At 44.1% G+C, this 17,781-nt stretch carries 16 protein-coding genes; 5 read left to right on the forward strand and 11 right to left on the reverse strand.

From position 1 onward, the window contains the following. Positions 1 to 3 precede the first annotated feature (3 nt). The 4 genes from FM037_RS06460 to FM037_RS06475 all read right to left on the reverse strand — a co-directional run bounded on the left by FM037_RS06460 (position 4) and on the right by FM037_RS06475 (position 3,111). Positions 4 to 114 (reverse strand): MetS family NSS transporter small subunit, encoded by a 111-nt coding sequence (locus FM037_RS06460; protein WP_144045317.1) that lies wholly within the window; start codon positions 112 to 114, stop codon positions 4 to 6. After that, positions 111 to 1,601 (reverse strand): sodium-dependent transporter, encoded by a 1,491-nt coding sequence (locus FM037_RS06465; protein ID WP_144045318.1) that lies wholly within the window; start codon positions 1,599 to 1,601, stop codon positions 111 to 113. The genes FM037_RS06460 and FM037_RS06465 overlap by 4 nt, the downstream gene beginning before the upstream one ends. A 126-nt stretch (positions 1,602 to 1,727) precedes the next feature. Then, complete coding sequence (locus FM037_RS06470) at positions 1,728 to 2,666, reverse strand: ketopantoate reductase family protein (RefSeq protein WP_144045319.1); 939 nt, start codon at positions 2,664 to 2,666, stop codon at positions 1,728 to 1,730. A gap of 79 nt (positions 2,667 to 2,745) precedes the next feature. Beyond that, a complete protein-coding gene (locus FM037_RS06475; protein WP_185976969.1) occupies positions 2,746 to 3,111 on the reverse strand; it encodes a VanZ family protein in 366 nt (121 codons plus the stop codon). Between the two features lie 194 nt (positions 3,112 to 3,305). On the opposite strand from FM037_RS06475, the gene FM037_RS06480 reads away from it, so the two are divergent. Further along, the gene (locus FM037_RS06480; protein WP_144045321.1) at positions 3,306 to 3,791 is read left to right on the forward strand and encodes a YajQ family cyclic di-GMP-binding protein; all 486 of its coding nucleotides are present in this window, start codon (positions 3,306 to 3,308) and stop codon (positions 3,789 to 3,791) included. 114 nt (positions 3,792 to 3,905) lie between these two features. Here the strand turns inward: FM037_RS06480 and FM037_RS06485 are convergent, their stop codons facing one another. From FM037_RS06485 to FM037_RS06500, 4 genes are all read right to left on the reverse strand, one after another. Next, a complete protein-coding gene (locus FM037_RS06485) occupies positions 3,906 to 5,324 on the reverse strand; it encodes an AmpG family muropeptide MFS transporter (RefSeq protein ID WP_144045322.1) in 1,419 nt (472 codons plus the stop codon). A 146-nt stretch (positions 5,325 to 5,470) separates the two neighbouring features. Further along, a complete protein-coding gene (locus tag FM037_RS06490) occupies positions 5,471 to 5,797 on the reverse strand; it encodes a hypothetical protein (protein WP_144045323.1) in 327 nt (108 codons plus the stop codon). A gap of 162 nt (positions 5,798 to 5,959) precedes the next feature. Beyond that, a complete protein-coding gene (locus FM037_RS06495; protein ID WP_144045324.1) occupies positions 5,960 to 6,556 on the reverse strand; it encodes a peptidylprolyl isomerase in 597 nt (198 codons plus the stop codon). 50 nt (positions 6,557 to 6,606) lie between these two features. Next, positions 6,607 to 7,173: a YajG family lipoprotein gene (locus FM037_RS06500; RefSeq protein WP_144045325.1), complete on the reverse strand. Its 567-nt coding sequence runs from the start codon at positions 7,171 to 7,173 to the stop codon at positions 6,607 to 6,609. A 184-nt stretch (positions 7,174 to 7,357) separates the two neighbouring features. Between FM037_RS06500 and FM037_RS06505 the strand changes: the two genes are divergently transcribed. The 4 genes from FM037_RS06505 to FM037_RS06520 all read left to right on the forward strand — a co-directional run bounded on the left by FM037_RS06505 (position 7,358) and on the right by FM037_RS06520 (position 10,602). Next, positions 7,358 to 8,434: a DUF2804 domain-containing protein gene (locus FM037_RS06505; protein ID WP_144045326.1), complete on the forward strand. Its 1,077-nt coding sequence runs from the start codon at positions 7,358 to 7,360 to the stop codon at positions 8,432 to 8,434. A gap of 157 nt (positions 8,435 to 8,591) precedes the next feature. Next, positions 8,592 to 9,452: a sterol desaturase family protein gene (locus FM037_RS06510; protein WP_144045327.1), complete on the forward strand. Its 861-nt coding sequence runs from the start codon at positions 8,592 to 8,594 to the stop codon at positions 9,450 to 9,452. A gap of 307 nt (positions 9,453 to 9,759) precedes the next feature. Further along, the gene (locus FM037_RS06515) at positions 9,760 to 10,323 is read left to right on the forward strand and encodes a porin family protein (RefSeq protein ID WP_144045328.1); all 564 of its coding nucleotides are present in this window, start codon (positions 9,760 to 9,762) and stop codon (positions 10,321 to 10,323) included. A gap of 12 nt (positions 10,324 to 10,335) precedes the next feature. Then, a complete protein-coding gene (locus FM037_RS06520) occupies positions 10,336 to 10,602 on the forward strand; it encodes a hypothetical protein (RefSeq protein WP_144045329.1) in 267 nt (88 codons plus the stop codon). Between the two features lie 272 nt (positions 10,603 to 10,874). Here FM037_RS06520 and FM037_RS29180 read toward each other — a convergent pair whose 3' ends face one another. From FM037_RS29180 to FM037_RS06530, 3 genes are all read right to left on the reverse strand, one after another. Then, positions 10,875 to 10,976: a GlyGly-CTERM sorting domain-containing protein gene (locus FM037_RS29180; RefSeq protein WP_324617112.1), complete on the reverse strand. Its 102-nt coding sequence runs from the start codon at positions 10,974 to 10,976 to the stop codon at positions 10,875 to 10,877. Between the two features lie 5 nt (positions 10,977 to 10,981). Continuing rightward, positions 10,982 to 14,755, reverse strand: coding sequence for a S8 family serine peptidase (locus tag FM037_RS30100; protein WP_324617113.1), 3,774 nt, complete (start codon positions 14,753 to 14,755; stop codon positions 10,982 to 10,984). 1,683 nt (positions 14,756 to 16,438) lie between these two features. Further along, complete coding sequence (locus FM037_RS06530) at positions 16,439 to 17,704, reverse strand: methyltransferase (RefSeq protein ID WP_144045330.1); 1,266 nt, start codon at positions 17,702 to 17,704, stop codon at positions 16,439 to 16,441. Positions 17,705 to 17,781 lie beyond the last annotated feature (77 nt).

Below are 17,781 nucleotides of genomic sequence, written 5' to 3' on the forward strand. Positions count from 1 at the left end.
CGGTTAGCCTTGGGATTTTTTCCTCTTTTTCATTGCGATGGCTATGCATAAGGCAGCACCGCCCCAAGTAATGCACAGGGCGAAAGTCATCATGATAATGGCACCAGTTGTCATAAAGCGTCCTCCTTGTCTGATGTGAATAGGTTGATGATTAATGAGAGTAGCAGCATGGCTGCGATTAGCCCCCAACCCAGGATGATTTGATCTTTGATTGGATAGCCGCCATAACCGTCGGTGACGGTATTGATGAGGTTTTTTACTAAGATGATGGCGAGCATGGCGGGGCTGACAAATCGTAGACACAAGTCGAACCATAGGCCCACAGTAAATTCAGACAAGCGATTGGCATAATCCCTGATGTCGGCGATCTTAAATAACCAGGCGAGTATGATGAGTTCGATAAAACAGCTAAAGAGCAGGGCAACATTATTAATAAAGTAATCAACAAGGTCGAGAAGCAGTAAGCCGCCGTTGGTTGCAAAAGCCATAGAGGCAAAGAAGCCTGTACCGCAGACAAGGAAAGTAGCCTTTTTACGGGCCAGGTTTAGCTTGTCCATCACTGCTGATGTGACGGCTTCGATGATAGATATGTGAGAGCTTAACCCGGCAACCACCAATGCGAGAAAGAAGAGTGGCCCAAATATGTAGGGGGCAGGGAGTAAATTGATGGCAGCCGGAATGGTAACAAAGGCGAGACCTACACCGGAGGAAACGACTTCGGTCAGTTCCTTACCTTGCTCCTGTGCCATATAACCCAAGACGCCAAAAATCATGATCCCCGACATGATTGAGAAGCCACAATTAATTAATACTGTCATGAAGGCATTGTTGCTTATGTCTGATTTCTCAGGCAAGTAGCTTGAATAAGCCAGCATGATGGCAAAACCGACGCTGAGAGTGAAAAATATCTGTCCGTAGGCGGCGGACCAGACCTTAGCATCGAAAATTTTACTGAAATCTGGTTCAAACAGATAATTTAAGCCTTCCAGGGCTCCGGGGAGCATGATAATGCGTCCAATAAGTGTCAGCACCATGATGAAAAGTAAGGGCATCATGATCTTGCTGGCTCGCTCTATTCCGCCTCTGACCCCGGTGAAGATGGCGAGTGAAGTAATAGACCAGGCAATGGCCATAGGGATCGCGATATGCAGCTGAAACTGACCTAGTCGGGTGGGTGAGTTGTCTTCTAACTGTAAATACTCTTTGAAGAAGAAGGCATTGGTATCCGCGCCCCAACTCTGGGTGAACGAAAAACCGAGAAATGATATCGCCCAGCCAATGATGGCAACATAATAGATGGCGATAATGGCGGCGATAAAAACCTGAAACCAGCCTAACCACTCTAGTCTTAGTCCATAATTCTGTCCCAGCTTGGCAAATACCTTAGGGGCTGCGCCTCTTAGCTTATGGCCCAAGCTAAATTCCATGATCATGAAGGGGATGCCGGCTGAAATCATGGCAAACAGATAGGGAATGAAGAATGCACCACCGCCATTTTCATAGGCCATATAGGGAAATCGCCAGATATTCCCAAGGCCGATGGCGGAGCCCACAGCGGCGAGAATAAAGCCAACTCGCGAGTTCCACTGCTCTCTTTGCATAAACTAATCCATTGTTTTCAATCTACTGCCCAATGACCTAATAGTAGACTTAAAAATGAATTGCCGCATTTTGAAAATAGTTTATCAATTGGTCTGAAGGCAAAGTGATCAGCCTCCCAAATGGGATCAAACTAGGTAGTCAGCCTCGATTGCTTTTATGCGGTTTAGCAGTGAAAGGTTGACCTTGGCGGTTAACCCATGTTCCTTGGCTCTTTCGACTATGTAACCGTTGATACTGTCTATCTCAGTTCGACGTTTATTCGCTACATCTTGATGCATCGAAGAGAAGTTAGCGCTGGTGAGTTCGATAACACTGTACACTCGGTTGGTGAGTGCTAACTTGTTCAATTCAACCCCAGTGGCCATAGCGACATCCACCAGTTCAGTGACTATATCGCAGATTCGTTGCTCATATTGAGGTGCTGCGAGGGCTCCATTTGCACAGTTATCAATTGCTGTAAGCGGATTTATTGCCGCATTGATAGCCAGTTTCTGCCACAGAAACGGCAAAATGGGTTCGCACCACTCACCGTTGGGAATCGCGCTCAGCAACACCGGTTTCAGATCTGAAGGCATAGATGGACCACTGAGATGGCCTATCTGGGTGATTCCTGTGCCAGTTTGTTTGATCTGCCAAGTGCTTTGTTTGAATGCGCCCTGAGAGGTGGTACCTAAACTCAAACCTCTGCCTTGGAGGAAAGGCTCAACCTCAAGATGAGAACCTAAGCCATTATGAAGCAGGAGTATGTGACAGTTTCGGGGAAGCTGTGATATGACTGCTTTTAATGCGTCTTTGACCTGATAGGACTTTACACAGACGATGAGTAACTGAGTCTTGCTTAATAGTAGGCACTCACTTTCTTGTTTGTCGGAGGTTGTTATGCTGACAGTATGTGCTCTTGATTCTGTCTCATGACCGTCTAAATGGGTCAGGGTGAGCACTTGTTTCCCTTGGGTCTTTCCCCGGGTAATAAAATAGGGGGAAAGTTCGGCCCTGACTAGCTGATGATAAATCAACTGTCCGATGGCGCCAGCGCCAAGGATGGCAATCGATGGGTTATACATAAGTGTCCTTGCCGAGTTTAGGGCCATGATTAGCGTTTACTAAAGGCTAGCGATTACGCTAGATTAGCTATTTTCCAGATTAAGGGGATTCGGTGAGCTTAGTGGCACGAAAGTAGCGCTGGTAACTCCAAAGGCAGAAATAGAAGAGAAGAATACCTGCCATATCGGCGATGAAGTCTGCCACAGAGGCTGTGCGATAGGGCAATCTGGCTTGAACGAGTTCAATGAAGATGGCATAAACCGACAGCGTCGCTGTAAGCAGATACCACTTAGGCTTAAATGCTAAATATGTCAGTAAAGATAAACAGAAGAAGCTACCAAGATGGCCGACCTTATCCATATTTGAAAAAAGCTGAGGATAATGCGGCCTGGAAAAGACCAGGTAACTGATGACTATCAATGCTATGACCAGAATAAGCCTAAAAATATGTCGTTTAGAGATCAAAATTTCTTATGTGTCTTGTTGTTTTTTTTATCATAAAAAAATCGCGAGCCCTTGTCACTATTAAACTCTCGTTTCTAGTGGGTTATTAAGTCGAATTAATACACTGACAGGAAGAAGTCACCCAGTATAAATAACTTTAATAGCTTAAATACGGTAAACTAGCGCCACTAAATTATGCTAATAGGACACTTGAAATGCCATCAATGGATATAGTTTCTGAAGTCGACGAAGTTGAACTACGTAATGCGGTCGATAACTCGGTACGTGAACTTAAGAGTCGTTTCGACTTTCGCGGCAAAGAAGCGAGCATCGAATATAAAGATCATATCGTGACGCTATCTGCTGAAGATGACTTTCAGTGCCAACAATTGGTTGATATTTTACGCATGCAGATGAGTAAGCGTAACGTTGACCCGGCATCTATGGATGTCGATGATAAAGCGATTCATAGCGGAAAAACCTTCTCATTGAAAGTTAAATTCAAAGAAGGCATCGAAACCTTAATTGCAAAGAAGTTAGTTAAGAAGATAAAAGACAGCAAGCTTAAAGTTCAGTCTTCAATTCAAGGTGATTCGGTTCGTGTCACAGGTAAGAAACGTGACGACCTGCAGGCTGTGATGGCGCTGGCTCGCGAAGCCGATTTAGGTCAACCATTCCAGTTTAATAACTTCAGAGATTAACTTTTTCTACGAGAGAAAGTTAAAATAAAGACGCTTAAAGAACAGCACTTTAAGCATCTTTTTTGTTTTTAGATGAAAGAGAAATACCAACAGCCAAGGCTAAGTTTTAGTCATCTAAGCTTCACTTGATGCGTCAGTCATGCCGTCATTAACCTTATTCAGCTCATTATGGCGTGTGCGTTTATCGACAATATACACAAGCAGTAGAACCGGAAAGCCAATAAGACTGGCGGCGATGAAGAAGTTCACATAACCGAAGCTATCGACATAGACTCCGGAGAATCCGGCAATGAACTTAGGGAAAAGTAACATGATGGATGAGAGTAGGGCGTATTGAGTCGCACTGTATCCTGTGCTCGTTAAGCTGGATAGATAGGCGATGAAGGCTGCCGTGGCAATGCCTGCACTGAAATTATCGATAGAAATTGCCAAGGTTAAAAATGGCACGTTATAGCCTATTACAGCTTGCCAGGCGAAGAGTAAGTTAGTTACAGCCACCAACAAGGCGCCGATGAAGAGTATCTTCATGGTGCCATATCTGGCGATCAATAAACCGCCAAATCCTGCACCTACTAGCGTCATGATCAGGCCATAAACTTTACTGATTGTTGCTATCTCTGTCTTAGTGAAGCCCATATCAACATAAAATACATTTGCCATGATCCCCATGACGATATCTGAGATGCGGTAACAGGATATCAGTAATAAGATCAGTATGGCGTTGCGCCCATAGCGCTTGAAAAAATCCATAAATGGCAACACGCTGGCCGTGTATAGCCAAGATAAGGTATTGGCGATGACCTTAGGGTAGCGCTGTTTCAACTCTTGCATAATGAGCTGCTCTTGCTCGTCGGCCTGTTTAACCTCTACGTCCGGCTCTTTACAAAATAGTGTGGTCAGAATGCCTACGGACATCAGGCCTGCCATGATCATATAGGCCATTTGCCAGGACAATAGGTTGTATTCATCGTTACCTGGGGTGACCCAAGCTGCAATGGTTAATGCGCCCGCGGTGGCAATGATCATCGCACTGCGATAGCCCACTTGATATGCCGCCGCGAGAGCGGCTTGCATCTTCTCCGGTGCTGACTCTATTCTAAAGGCATCGATGACGATATCTTGGGTGGCGGAGGCAAAGGCGACCATAAGCGCAAACAGTGCCAGTCTCTCAAGATCTTTGACTGGATCGCTGAAAGACATGCCTAAAATGGCTCCCACCAAGAGTATTTGAGCAAATAGCATCCAGCCTCGTCTGCGTCCCAGTAACCTAGTGAAGATGGGTAGAGACAGTCTGTCAACCAGAGGGGACCAGGCCCACTTGAATCCGTAAGCGAGGGCAATCCAGCTAAAATATCCGATGGCAGTTCTGTCTATGCCCGACTCTCTTAACCAGAATGAGAGTGTCGAGAACACCAACATCAAGGGCAGACCGGCGGAAAAACCGAGCAGAAGCAGGACTAAGACACGTTTGTGGCAGTAAATCGAGAAAGCGTCTTTGACTTGGCCAAGCTTGGAAGAGACTGAAGAGGACATAGGGAGACTTAAGAGATACTAATCGACCTAGCTTAATACCAAATAGTTCAAATGACTAGCTTAAGTCGGCACAAAAAAAGCCCAAACGCTATGGTTCGGGCTTTGAGTTTACGTTTGTTCAGCTCTTAGAATAAAGATAAAGAGCGTTAGGAGTTAGGTCTGATACCAATGCAGTTATTTGGCACTTGGCCACCGAGATTAAGATAATCACAACATTCATCAACTTGCTTACGCAGGTATTGATTGCCGCGGATCATCCAATCGGGCCATCTGTCAAAGGCATGTAGTAGATGCCAGAACACTCTCTCCATATCTGACTGCGCGTCACCCTGATGATTGAACTGTTGCCATTCTTCTAGGGTGTCCCATAGATATAACTGGACCTCATTAAAATCGAGCTGATCTCTCAGAAACGCTTTTCCATATTGGGCCAGCTGGGGCGCTTTATTATCGATGAACTCATTTGGGGTCATCAAGTCGCCTCCTTATTACAACGTAATCAGTATAGGACTAAAAATTAAACCGTGAACAATATTTGTGAAAAATATTGAACGTTTTTGAATTGAATTCATGTTTGGCTATATTTTTTAGTTACTTATTTCGATACAGATTAAGTTTAAATATCTATTTAAGCGCTATTTTCGAGGTAACAGCGTCGCTTTCTTTAAAATGATATCTTCAACAGGAAAGTCAGGCCAGTCTAGCTTATTGTTGTGTTCTGTCGCCACGGCGGCCATTGCAACAAGCACCTCTTCGCCTTGGGTGACTTCACCAAAGACGGCATATCCCCAACGTCTCGATGACGGGTCTAAGCGCTCATTATCTGCAACATTGAAATAGAATTGGCTGGTGGCCGAATGAGGATTGTTATCCCTTGCCATGGCGATAGTGCCGAAGCTGTTCGATAGTCCATTACCGGATTCGTTAACGATAGGAGCATCATAGGGTTTCTCTTCCTGCTTAAGGTCGAGTCCACCGCCTTGAACCACAAAGTCGGCGATGACACGATGGAACAGGGTGTTGTTGTAATGACCTTTAACGACATAAGTGAGAAAATTATCCACTGTGATAGGGGCTCGGGTTCTGTCCAGCTCCACCACAATTTTTCCCATGCTAGTGTCGAGCTCAACTTGAGGGTAAAGAGTATTAGGCTGAATATCTATGGCCAAGGCCATGGAGCTTAGACTCATGCTCAAGCCGAGCATCAATAAGGTGCAAATTCTACGAAACATAGGGCTTCCCTGTTTAGTTCAAAATTATTTTGGAACTGGCTTAGCGCCGATTATTGTTGGATAAATTGATTGAGCTCAGGGTCGTTGAGTATGTCGCCGCTGAGTTGGCCGAGTAATTTATTCATTTCAAGCTCTAAAGTGGCAAAATCTGCACTAAACGGGCCCGATAATGTGCCCCGAGCCGAGTAACGCTTGGTCAACTCTTGACTAGAATTTTTGACGATAACATTAATGATGATATTGCTCTTGGCCTCGAAACCGAAGATCGATTCAGTCACATCGGTGAGCAGCTGTTCTAACTGTATCTGCATATGCTTGACTGAGCTTGGATCTATTTGATAACCCGCTTGGGTAAATCCTGCACGAAAGACACTATCAATCTGCTTTCTTGGGGCCTCTGAGGGACTGACTAATTTGGCCGCATCGTCACCATTGTTAAATCTTACGATGAAATTGGCCGAACGAGTATCTATTGTCTCGATGGCAAGTGCCTGATGAGAGTTCGTTTGTTTTTGAACCTCTGGCACTTGTGGATTCAAGGCGATATGACTCGGAGTTTGGCTGGCACAGGCCGAGAGTAAAACAGATGCAGTGAACAATAGAATGAGACGTTTCATTTGCTGATTTTCTTATTTGAGTAATATCAAAAACTAGGTGGTGTCAGCATACCAGAAATGATTTTGGTTTCCACAGCTAGTCTACTTGCTCAGTTTGTTAAGCTAAATGAATCGAAGATTTGACTTTGATCTCGAATCCCATCAGGTTAGAGTAAAAGTTCAAATTATATACAGGATGTGTTTAATGGGATTAGCGCAGACTAGCTGCGATTGGCAAGCTAATAAAATATCAACAATGGCAGCACCGAAGGAACTCATGGATGGTCAAGGTAAGCCTATTTTGGGTTATTTTGATGGGCCAGTAACGGACTTAGCGCTAGACAAGTTTGCCTACTTCAATGAAATGGATAAGCCAGTATCATCCTTGAAGAAGCACTTTCATTTCAAACAGTTTCAATTTGTTAGTCTGGTGACCCCCAGATACATCATAGGCGTGGCCATCGCCGATATTCGCTATGTTGGCAGCGCTTTTTGCTATCTCTATGACATCAGTAAGAATCAAATAACGGAAACATCTTGGCTTAAACCCCCTGGAATGGGTTATCAGATGGAGCCTTCTCCTCTGTCTTCCAGCGCTAAGATAAGCAGCAAAAAGGGGAGCATTGAATTTAACTTGCGCGAGGGTGTGTGGCATCTGGCTATCTCAACGAAGTCTATCGAGGCCGAGCTTGAACTCGAATCACCTCCCTTGAGTCTGCCCATCTCACTCTGTACCCCGACGGGATATAGTGGCTGGACCTATACCCAGAAACATAATGGCTTAAAGCCCAAGGGAATCTTGACCATTCACGACGAGCCTCAGCCACTGAACCAGGCACTGGCGGGATACGATTTTTCCGCTGGATATATGCGCCGTGAGACGAGCTGGCGTTGGGCGAGTATCAATGCCCATACACAAGATGGGATCATAGGCTTGAATTTAGCCGCCGGTGTGAATGAGACCGGCGGCAGTGAAAATGTATTTTGGGTCAATGGCGAGCGACACCTTCTAGGTCCGGTACATTTCGAGTTTACCCGAGATGCTGGCAGTGCTGAACCTACGCCTGCCGCGAGTTGGCGTATCTATTCCGATAATGGTCAAATAGAGCTGAATTTTCAGCCCAAAAACTGCCGCTCAGAGAAACTAAACCTCTGGCTGTTAAAGAGTAACTTCAGGCAGTATGTTGGTCACTATTCGGGCCAGATAATAGATAACTTAGGCAACAAGCATACCTTGCACAATGTCATGGGCCTCACCGAAGATCATTTTGCCCGTTGGTAGAGCCGAGTTTAGCTTTGGCATCACCGAGTGTCCTTAGTACTTAGATACAGAGGTTCTGATTTAATTTACTGCGAGTATTAAGAAACAGCAATAAAGAGTCAGTATCAACAATCAGTTTTAGAGAAAATAAGAATAAAAATAACAGAAAGGAAGTCTGATGGAATTTAGTTCACTGATCGCTCACCCTGAGATGCTGCTTATCGTGCTGGCACCTATCTTTTTTATCTGCATCTTGCTGGAATGGTATCTGGGCGATAGGCGAAAGAAATTACCCCATAGTGCGCGCTATCATCTTCCCGAGGTACTGTGTAACTTCGGTCTGGCGGGGATGCATCAAGGGGCGGATATTTTAACGGGCTTGCTCATCGCTAAACTCTATCTGATGTTTTTTGGTTGGCGTTTGTTTGATATCGAGATGAATGTCATCAACTTTGTGTTACTCATGATAGCTCAGGATTTCTGTTACTACTGGTTCCATCGTGCCAGCCACAGGGTACGTTGGATGTGGTCTGCCCATGTAGCCCATCACAGTTCGGAAAGCATGAATTTCAGCACCGCATTCAGACAATCTCTGATGTACCCCTTAGCGGGCATGTGGGTGTTCTGGCTGCCGTTAGTGGTGGTCGGCTTCGATCCAAATTGGGTGGTATTCGTGGTCTTACTCAATCTTGGGCTACAGTTTTTCGTTCATACTCAGGCGGTCAAAACCTTAGGTCCAATTGAGTGGATATTCAATACGCCGTCACATCATAGAGTTCATCACGGCCGCAACCCTCAATACATAGATAAGAATTATGCTGGCGTGTTGATCATCTGGGATCGCATGTTTGGTACCTACGTCAAAGAGGAGGAGACGGTGGAGTATGGCATCACTAAACCTATTAATAGTTTCAACCCGCTAGTGGTCACTTTCAGTGAATGGAAGGAGATGTTTAGGGATGTATTTACGCCTGGATTGTCATTGAAGGCGCGCTTGGGTCATCTGCTATTACCTCCACGAGGCAATAATGAGCCTTAATCATTAGTTGTACAGGCCATTGAGATATTGCTCAATGGCTTTTAACAAAATCAGCCCCCAACAGCACACCCTCCTATAAAACACATCAAGTCTACGGTGAAATTTACACTCTTCAATTTAGTAAACCAATACAAAGAGTAAAGCTGGTTTATAACACTGCTAATTTACACCTGTATGACTTATTATCCCTCGTTCAGCTTAGGCGCCTAGTATAACGCCTGTTAAATCAGCGTTGCTGGTTTGTTTTTTGTTTGGTTTTTGTCGCGTTTTGCGGCGTTTATGACCATTTTTAGGGAAAAGGATTTGTATGAAATTGTTATCGATAGTGATTGCATCTATTTTGAGTTTTGGTGCCATGGCTGGTGAGTCTAATCATATCATTGGCGGTAATATTGGCTATGGCGGCCAAGATTTTGAGGCCGACAATGGTGAGAAGTACGGCGGTGGAGATAGTGTTGGAATCGATGCATATTATCGATATATGCTTAATGACAACTTTGGCCTAGAGGGCAGTATCTTCAGTGGTAGTGGTGGTATTGCAAGTGCATTTACGGGCTTGATCTCTACGGTTGATAATATCAGTTACAAAGGTGTGCGAGCGGCAATATATGGTCAAATTCCGCTGTCTGAAAGTAATAGCCTGTATGCCAAGTTAGGTGCCAGTGCTAATGAGCTTAACTATGATGTTTCAGGTGTTTTCGGTAGTGGCACTACTGAGAGTATTGAAACAGACGGAACCGATTTCTATGGTGCGGTAGGCTGGGGAATACGCTTTCAATCCGGACTAGGGCTCAACCTGGAATACCAGTATGTGCCGATTCAAGAACTCATCGTACAAAATTTCAGCATCGGCATGAGCTATCGATTCTAATGTAGCCTTTGAATGAAGTCTGAGTACATTTTCTTTGTAGGTTGTTGGTATTGGGAAGTGTGTTTAAAGATCTTGTCTTCATTGTTATCTATCGCCTATCCGGCGAGGATTGTGCCTCTTTACTTTGAGGAGGTTCTACGAGTCGCCGCAAGCACTTTCCTGTGGGCTCTGCCAAAACATCTGACTGCCACGGATGGTGGAAATGTCGACAAATGTAAGGAACATTTTTCTGCCCTGTTTTGGAAGCTCACAGCCGCATTATCTACATCGGGTTATTAGTTTCTTCGATTTGGGATTATTGGTTGGTTCGCTAACAAAATAATGCTCTAAAGGTTGTATTATTAGGCATATTTTGGCTGCTAAAAAGTAACACTGCAATTACCTGTCTTTTTTTGACGTCATGGTGCATGGCAGTTCAATGATAGAGTCGATTTTAAGGCGGATAAAATGTTCGACGCTTAGCTGCAAGAAACGTAACATAGGCGTCATCTTTAAATTTAATAGAAAGGGTCAACAGTTGTTGACCCTTTTATATCGCAAACAGATTGGCACTAACTTTGTGTGCGACGTCTCCAAACGAATGGAAGCAGTAGCAGTAATAACCAGCCTAGTGAGCCGCCACTCTTTTTCTCTACAGTATCTGTCACCGACACAGAGATTAAGCTTGAGTCTTTGTTACCGTTGCCGTCATGAACCTCAACTTGAAAAGAGAGTGTTTGAGCACTGCCCCCACTGTTGGCGCCACTATGCTAAGTTTGTCTGCAGAATCATTAAATGACACACTTGTTCCACCTAGTTGGGTCCATTTATAGCTTAAGGTGTCACCATTAGGATCTGAAGAGACACTGGCATCTAACACTAAGGTTTGGCCTTCTAGGATAGAGCTTGGTGCATCGACTTTAGCGACTGGCTTAGCTTCAGCTACATCGAAGTTGTAAACTTGTTCTAGTTTTTTAGCCGTTGGATTATCGACAATATTGGACAAGGTTAAGCTGTTTTGTGTGCTGGCTTTACGGGGGATAAAATCAAATTTAACATCTTGTCTTGTCATACCGGAAGTCATCTCGACACTCCAATTGATCACATTATCAACCAACTTACCGTCGTGAGTGATGTTGGTCACCTCATGGCCTTCAGGTATCTTGGCTGCCAATTTATAGATTCGGGTCTCCTGAGTTTTATTCGCTTCAATCTTGCTGATTACTGTTTTCGCTACACCTGCCGATAAATCACCTGAAAGGGTTTCTTTTAAGGGCATAATCACATCATCAGCTTTACGCTCGAATACGATTGGTAGTGAAACATCCGCGATCTTATCATCTGAGCTCATCAGTTTAATGACCGCTAGCCCCTCATCACCCGCTAACATCTTTTCATCCCAGGCCAAGTTCAAGGCGAAATTTTTCATCTCTCCGCTTAGACTCAGCGACAGATTCTCTGATGTTTCATCATATAGCGTCAGTTGCTTGAGACCGAACGTATCCTCAGAGTCAGCTGCTGAGGCTTGATAGTTTTGCACTAGAATATAGTAATCACCGGGCTGAGGCGCGGTGATCAATACGCTTTCATTGGAGCCTGCAAAGGCGGATTTTGCTATTAAGCTGGTATTGCTGCCATCTTTTTTGTCTAACAAGACAAACATATCGAGATCGGGCGAAGTGGTATAGCTGATTGAACTTCTGAAATAGAGCGCATTATCATCCACCGAAAATTTAAATATCTGTACACCATCCTGTAAGTCATCCAGTGCGCTGCTGACATTTGAGTCCTGTTTTACCTTAGACTCAAAGCTGTCACTTAACTTTAACGATGTGACGCGAGCTGTGAGGCCTGGAAGGTCAATAGCTTTAAGATCTGTGTAGTTACGTTCGTCGGCATCACGGTAGGCATCAATGGTGAGGTGAGTGGGTAAGTTGCGTTTAGCTATCTTAGTTACTATCGGCATATTGGCATCTGGATATGCATCAGATGTCAGTGTTAGTTGGCCAAAGCCCCAATCCTCTCCGACATCGGTGACATCTGCTGTGACCGTAATCGCTTGGCTTTCACCTGTTTTTAAACTGAATGTCTCCGGAGAGACCGTCAGTTTAAAGTGGTCTGTGATGCTGGTACTTGTGGCATTCCAGTTACCGTCGCCGGTTGCGGTGACCGTTCGTATCCAGCTGCAAGTATTAACACATTTAGAGTTGGCCATGCTGGGAATATTAAGCTTGTGTGGTTCACCATTGGTTGATGGATTGGCAATCACATAATTCAGTGCTAATTCATCCATGATAAGACCAGTCTTTGCGGCCAGATCAACACGAATACGTCCAGAACCCACATCAAAAGCATCGGCCATGGTGTTCCCGTCGGCTTTTTTCATCCCTTGGGCTGTAGTCGCGGTTAACATGAGTGCTGAGCGGATATTGTCCGGTGTCCAATCTTTATGCGCTGATTTCAGTAGTGCCCCAGCGCCGGCGACATGAGGGCTTGCCATAGAGGTGCCTGACATTAAGGTAAAGTCAGCGGGCTTTGTGCCTGATTTATCGTGACCAAACTGTTGATCAGAATAGGCTGCATAGATATCGGAACCCGGCGCTGCAACAAAGGGAACGATGACATCATTCGTGGCGTTAGGTCCGATTAATGAGCCTGGAGAGAGCACGTCTGCTTCTCTCTCAAGGATTTTTGGTTTAGGATCTATGCGGACTTCCAATACTGGGTTTTCAGCAAGCGTTGCAACTATCTCTAATCCATCAAGGTTACCAATGAAGATAGCTGGGATTGTGCTTTTTTCCAGACTTGACATGGTCAACCTGGTATTCGCTTCACCATCTTTATTGAATACGATAACGGCTGTAGCACCTGCTGCCGTAGCATTATTGACTTTATCGCTAAAGGCGCAGGTTCCTCGTTTAATGAGTGCGACTTTATTTTCGAACGCTTTCTCGGCAAAAGCATTACAGCCTTCAACATTAGTGATATCGAGACTGCCAGCGTATAGGGGAATAGCGGATATGCTCTGTGTTTGTACTGGACCAGAGCCAGGCGTAAAGTCATAGTTGGTGTTATTGAATTCAACGGATCTTGCGACATCTCTGTTATGAGTTGAGTTTGCCACAGAGGTGTACCAAGGTGCATTTTTTTTGGTTGAGTAGGGGACTTGAAATGGACCGCCTGTTCGGGTATTGCCTGCTGCAACGGCGACAAAAATACCTGCATTTCTTGCGCTAAGGAAAGCTTGTTCAGCAGAGCTCTGCCATGGGTTGCCACCTCCACTGATGGAGAAGTTTATGACATCGACTCCATCTTTGATTGTATCATCCAGGGCTTTTAAGATAGCTGTGCTTGAGCAGCCAGCATAGGTATCTTTATCGTCCCCTGGGCTACAGATCTGATAAGCGATGATATTAGCATGAGGAGCGACGCCTGAGATCTGTGAGAACTCAACGCCAGTTTCTATGCCGTCGCCCTCAAGTTTCCCCACCGCACCTTCGACCAGAGGGACATTTAGCAGAATATTACCCGCTGCGGTACTTGCTACATGGGAACCATGACCACCGTAATCCTCTCCGTTTTTGGCTGGTGGTGTATCGCCGAATACAGTTGCATCATCATAGTTATCGGTGATCTCCGAGTAACTATGTATACCGATCAGCTTATCGTTACACATTTCGATGAAATCGGTTTTACAATCGCCAACATAGACACCTTGTCCCCATGGGTTTGTGTGGTCATAACCGTCTTGGCCAATATCGGCGAAGGAGTCATGATCTGAGTTAATTCCGGAGTCAATGACCCCAACAATGACTCCCTCGCCCATGGCTTTGGTACCGGTTGCTGAACCATCCCACACCTTTGGTGAACCGATGAGAGTTTGGCTAACATCGGTTTCTAATCGTTCCAAACGTTCACGCTCAATAAAAGCTACATCCGGAAGCGCTGCAAGTTTAATCGCCTGAGCTTGTGTCATACGAACTGACATCCCGTTAAAAGCATAGCTAAATTGTGTGATGGCCTCGATATTGTGACCTGTAGTGGCTTGGGCCTTCATTAAAAAATGGCTTTGTTTTGATTGCAGGTAACTTCTGTAAGCTTTTACTTCTGATTTTGCTATGTTTAGTTTGCCACTTTGGTGCTTGTTAGTACCTGAGCTATTTTTGACAAACTGTGGGCTGGTTGCTTTTAGTCCGGCGATTTGGCCTTGATAATTCGCTACTGCCGGATCTTTTAATCGAATAATATACACATATTCATGCTCACCTAACCCGGACTCAGGAATAAACTTTACGTTTTCAACAAAATCTAAGCTATTTCTTAGTTTCTGTTTAACGAGTGAGTTTGGAATATTTAGTTCAACGGTTTCTCCGTTTGCAGTTTCAAAGCTTTGAGCTTTGATGCCAGCAGACAACAAAGCCAAGGATATGGCCACTGCTAATTTTTTTTTCATTGTATCTTCCTTAATATGTCAACTTGTCATGTTTACTTTTATTTGTATTTATTATTTATGTGTTACTCACGCACAATGATGTTGGAAACTATCAGTATCATTTACAGTGCGTAAAATATTTACCATGTATTGATACAAAATGAAACAGTTATTAAACGGAGTGTTGAGCGGTATGTTTCTTTGTGTTGCTTTTTTGGTTTGAAATTTAAATGCAAGATTAGTTAATTAGATGGAGCTCTCTTTCTATTCCTTGATCGAACAATCAGGTCTTTAACTACCTTATGTTAACATTTGCGTAACTTGAAATGATTTGATGGCTGCATAATCTGTCTTCATTGATTTTAAATTTCGTACTGGATTGATAAGCCTTTTCAATATTCCATAATCGGCTTATACCGCATTATCTAGATGGTTATTTTTTCGGCGCTTAAGCCTTTCTGGGCATTGACCTTCTTTCATTCGGTAATGGTTACCCCGTAAGAAGTAGCTTTGTCGGTATTTATAGCGGAGGTGCAGTGAAAGCTAATTAGTTTCAATGGCTTGAGGTGAAGTCGTTTGGCAGGTTTTACATTGCGCCAGTTCGATAAACCGTACTTTGGTCAACATTGATACCAGGTTCATGGAGCACCTCTTCGAGTTATTAAAAGTCGGTCCTATATTTACGATACTAAGGTACAGCCAAAATAATAATGCCATAGGAAAATTGTCGATACTTAAAGAGTGTCATGATGGAGTCGACCTAAAATAAAAGAGGCGCTTAACTGAATCGACAGCCTTTGCAATAGAGGCAAATTTGGAACTAACAATGGCCTTAGCTTCTAAGAGATTACTTTTACAAAAATGATACGAAAAATAATTAAATATATTTTATATAAATATTCATTCCTCTATTCTCCTGTTGTTTGAAATAGCCCTTTTAGTTTTAAAGGTAATGAAATTAATGGTTGAACAATATACGGCACCACTTCAAGTGTTGTCTTTATGTTAAGGGTTGTGGGTCAAATGTAACGGATGGCAGGGTTGTATAAAAATGAAATTTTAAAGTAAACACAGTAAATGGTGTATTTACTACTCATTTTTATTACACCGTAAAATGAAATGAATATGAAGTACAATAAAAGAACTGAGACATTCATAGTTGTTAGAATGTATTAATGTCTAAAAATCGTGTCACTAGTTTCTCATATACATAAATCGAAGAGATGAATGATCAGATATAAGTGAGTTCGAGGGCTTAGGTTTCAGGGTGAGGTATCGCGAAGTGATACTCTTCGAACGAGAGGCTGTGGCCGTTAAACTTGGACGTTGTTTGAAACCGCAGAGCGTATAGGGACCGATCTATTTATAAAGATATACAGCTCCCCGCAGAGTATCTACATGTGAGGTCACTCATTCACATCTGACCCATAAGGCCTACGATATTCCAGATATCACTCAGGTATTTCCCACGTTCGTGTGGGTCAGATGGGAAATGTCTTGAGATGAAGGGAACATCTCTGACCTTGTGATCGTGACATTCGTAAATCCATTTGCAGCACCTGCTGCAAGCAATAAACATCAATGAAGCTTTGGTATTCGATACAAAACCAAATACCAAATACCAATTCTGCCCAATGAACCCAACCCAAAAGATACTTAACCACTTGTTATCGGACAAGTGGCTAGGATTTGTGATCCTACAAGTTACTTTCTTCCACCATAAAGCCCACTCTGTGGGTGTGGCTCGCTCGGTTGAGAGCTATCTGCCGCAGCACAGCTTGGCTCTATGTGTTCATCTTCATGGTTTTCGGCTTTCTTGCTGATCTTCTGCGCCTGCAAGATAACAAACTTGCCGTTGGACTCCACAGTGGTGCAGTTCTTAAAGATGCGCTGCAGCTTGACGTGATAAGCCAGGTGACGGTTACCTACTACATGCAATATGCCGCCATTTTTCAGTGCGCGCCAGGACTGGAGAAACATCTGCCAGGCAATATGGTCGGTAATAGCTTCGCCTTGATGGAAAGGGGGGTTACACAGAATTAGGTCTGGACGCACACCTTCGTTTAGGTGGGTTAAACAGTCATCCCAGCCGAAGCTGGCTTGCTCACCTACTAAACCTTCAGTGTCTAAGTTATTGAGGGCCCAGTTTTGTCTTGCCGACTCGACAGCCATCTCAGAGTCATCGATAAAATGAATATAAGCTTTGGGAAAGACTTGCTTAGCATGCAGACCCAGTACGCCATTGCCACAACCCAGATCTATGATAGAGGTGAACTCACCCTTAGGCATGTTATCCAGCATGATGCGGGCGCCGATATCCAGCTTGTTAGCGGCGAACACATTACTCAGGTTACTGATCTCTAGCTTTAACTCAGGAATCGACCAATTGACACCTTGGGGCAGGGAGCGAATCTTGCCATCACTGATGCAGGTTATTACTCGGGTTTTCTTCCAGGTAAGGCTGGCACTTGCCGGGCCTAAATTTTTGGCAAACACTTCGAGTAGTGACTTGTTGATCGATTTTGCTTTGGCGCCAATGAGTACCTGAGTTCCTTGAGGTAAAATCTGCGATAGTCGGTTAAGCTGGTGAGCGAAATAAGTCAGATTCTTAGGCAGCTTCATCAATACCAGTTCAACTGAACTGGGTAGTGCTTCACGACTATTAACCCACTGAATATTCTCGCTATTGAGTTTATTCTTGGTTAAGTTTTGCTGGGTACCCAACTGGCTGGTTTTGGCGTCAGTTTCTAATAGAAGTGGCCACTGACTGTCGATAGAAAGAAGACTAGCCGTTAGTGCGCCGAAATTATCATTGATGATAGCCGTGGTGACTGCAGTCTGCTCAATATCAGTCAGATGCTTGATCAGGTGTTCATCTGCAGCATCCCATGCCTGTAGGTTTGATTCCTGTTCACTTGGATAACGATGTAATTCAAGTTCGATATCTGCTACTGAAAATTGAGTTGTCATAAGTCAAACTGTACCAATAAAATGAGGGCGCGCATTATCGCAGATTTAATGGTTGAGGTATATATGGTCGATAGCTC

The sequence above is a fragment of the Shewanella psychropiezotolerans genome, from assembly GCF_007197555.1.
In the GTDB taxonomy this organism is placed as follows: Bacteria; Pseudomonadota; Gammaproteobacteria; order Enterobacterales; family Shewanellaceae; genus Shewanella; species Shewanella psychropiezotolerans.

Excerpts from the sequence above, each read along its gene's own strand:
- FM037_RS06460 (WP_144045317.1), bottom strand. The coding sequence starts at position 114 with ATGACAACTGGTGCCATTATCATGATGACTTTCGCCCTGTGCATTACT.
- FM037_RS06465 (WP_144045318.1), bottom strand. The coding sequence starts at position 1,601 with ATGCAAAGAGAGCAGTGGAACTCGCGAGTTGGCTTTATTCTCGCCGCT.
- FM037_RS06470 (WP_144045319.1), bottom strand. The coding sequence starts at position 2,666 with ATGTATAACCCATCGATTGCCATCCTTGGCGCTGGCGCCATCGGACAG.
- FM037_RS06480 (WP_144045321.1), top strand. The coding sequence starts at position 3,306 with ATGCCATCAATGGATATAGTTTCTGAAGTCGACGAAGTTGAACTACGT.
- FM037_RS06485 (WP_144045322.1), bottom strand. The coding sequence starts at position 5,324 with ATGTCCTCTTCAGTCTCTTCCAAGCTTGGCCAAGTCAAAGACGCTTTC.
- FM037_RS06490 (WP_144045323.1), bottom strand. The coding sequence starts at position 5,797 with ATGACCCCAAATGAGTTCATCGATAATAAAGCGCCCCAGCTGGCCCAA.
- FM037_RS06495 (WP_144045324.1), bottom strand. The coding sequence starts at position 6,556 with ATGTTTCGTAGAATTTGCACCTTATTGATGCTCGGCTTGAGCATGAGT.
- FM037_RS06500 (WP_144045325.1), bottom strand. The coding sequence starts at position 7,173 with ATGAAACGTCTCATTCTATTGTTCACTGCATCTGTTTTACTCTCGGCC.
- FM037_RS06505 (WP_144045326.1), top strand. The coding sequence starts at position 7,358 with ATGGGATTAGCGCAGACTAGCTGCGATTGGCAAGCTAATAAAATATCA.
- FM037_RS06510 (WP_144045327.1), top strand. The coding sequence starts at position 8,592 with ATGGAATTTAGTTCACTGATCGCTCACCCTGAGATGCTGCTTATCGTG.
- FM037_RS06515 (WP_144045328.1), top strand. The coding sequence starts at position 9,760 with ATGAAATTGTTATCGATAGTGATTGCATCTATTTTGAGTTTTGGTGCC.
- FM037_RS06520 (WP_144045329.1), top strand. The coding sequence starts at position 10,336 with ATGAAGTCTGAGTACATTTTCTTTGTAGGTTGTTGGTATTGGGAAGTG.
- FM037_RS30100 (WP_324617113.1), bottom strand. The coding sequence starts at position 14,755 with ATGAAAAAAAAATTAGCAGTGGCCATATCCTTGGCTTTGTTGTCTGCT.
- FM037_RS06530 (WP_144045330.1), bottom strand. The coding sequence starts at position 17,704 with ATGACAACTCAATTTTCAGTAGCAGATATCGAACTTGAATTACATCGT.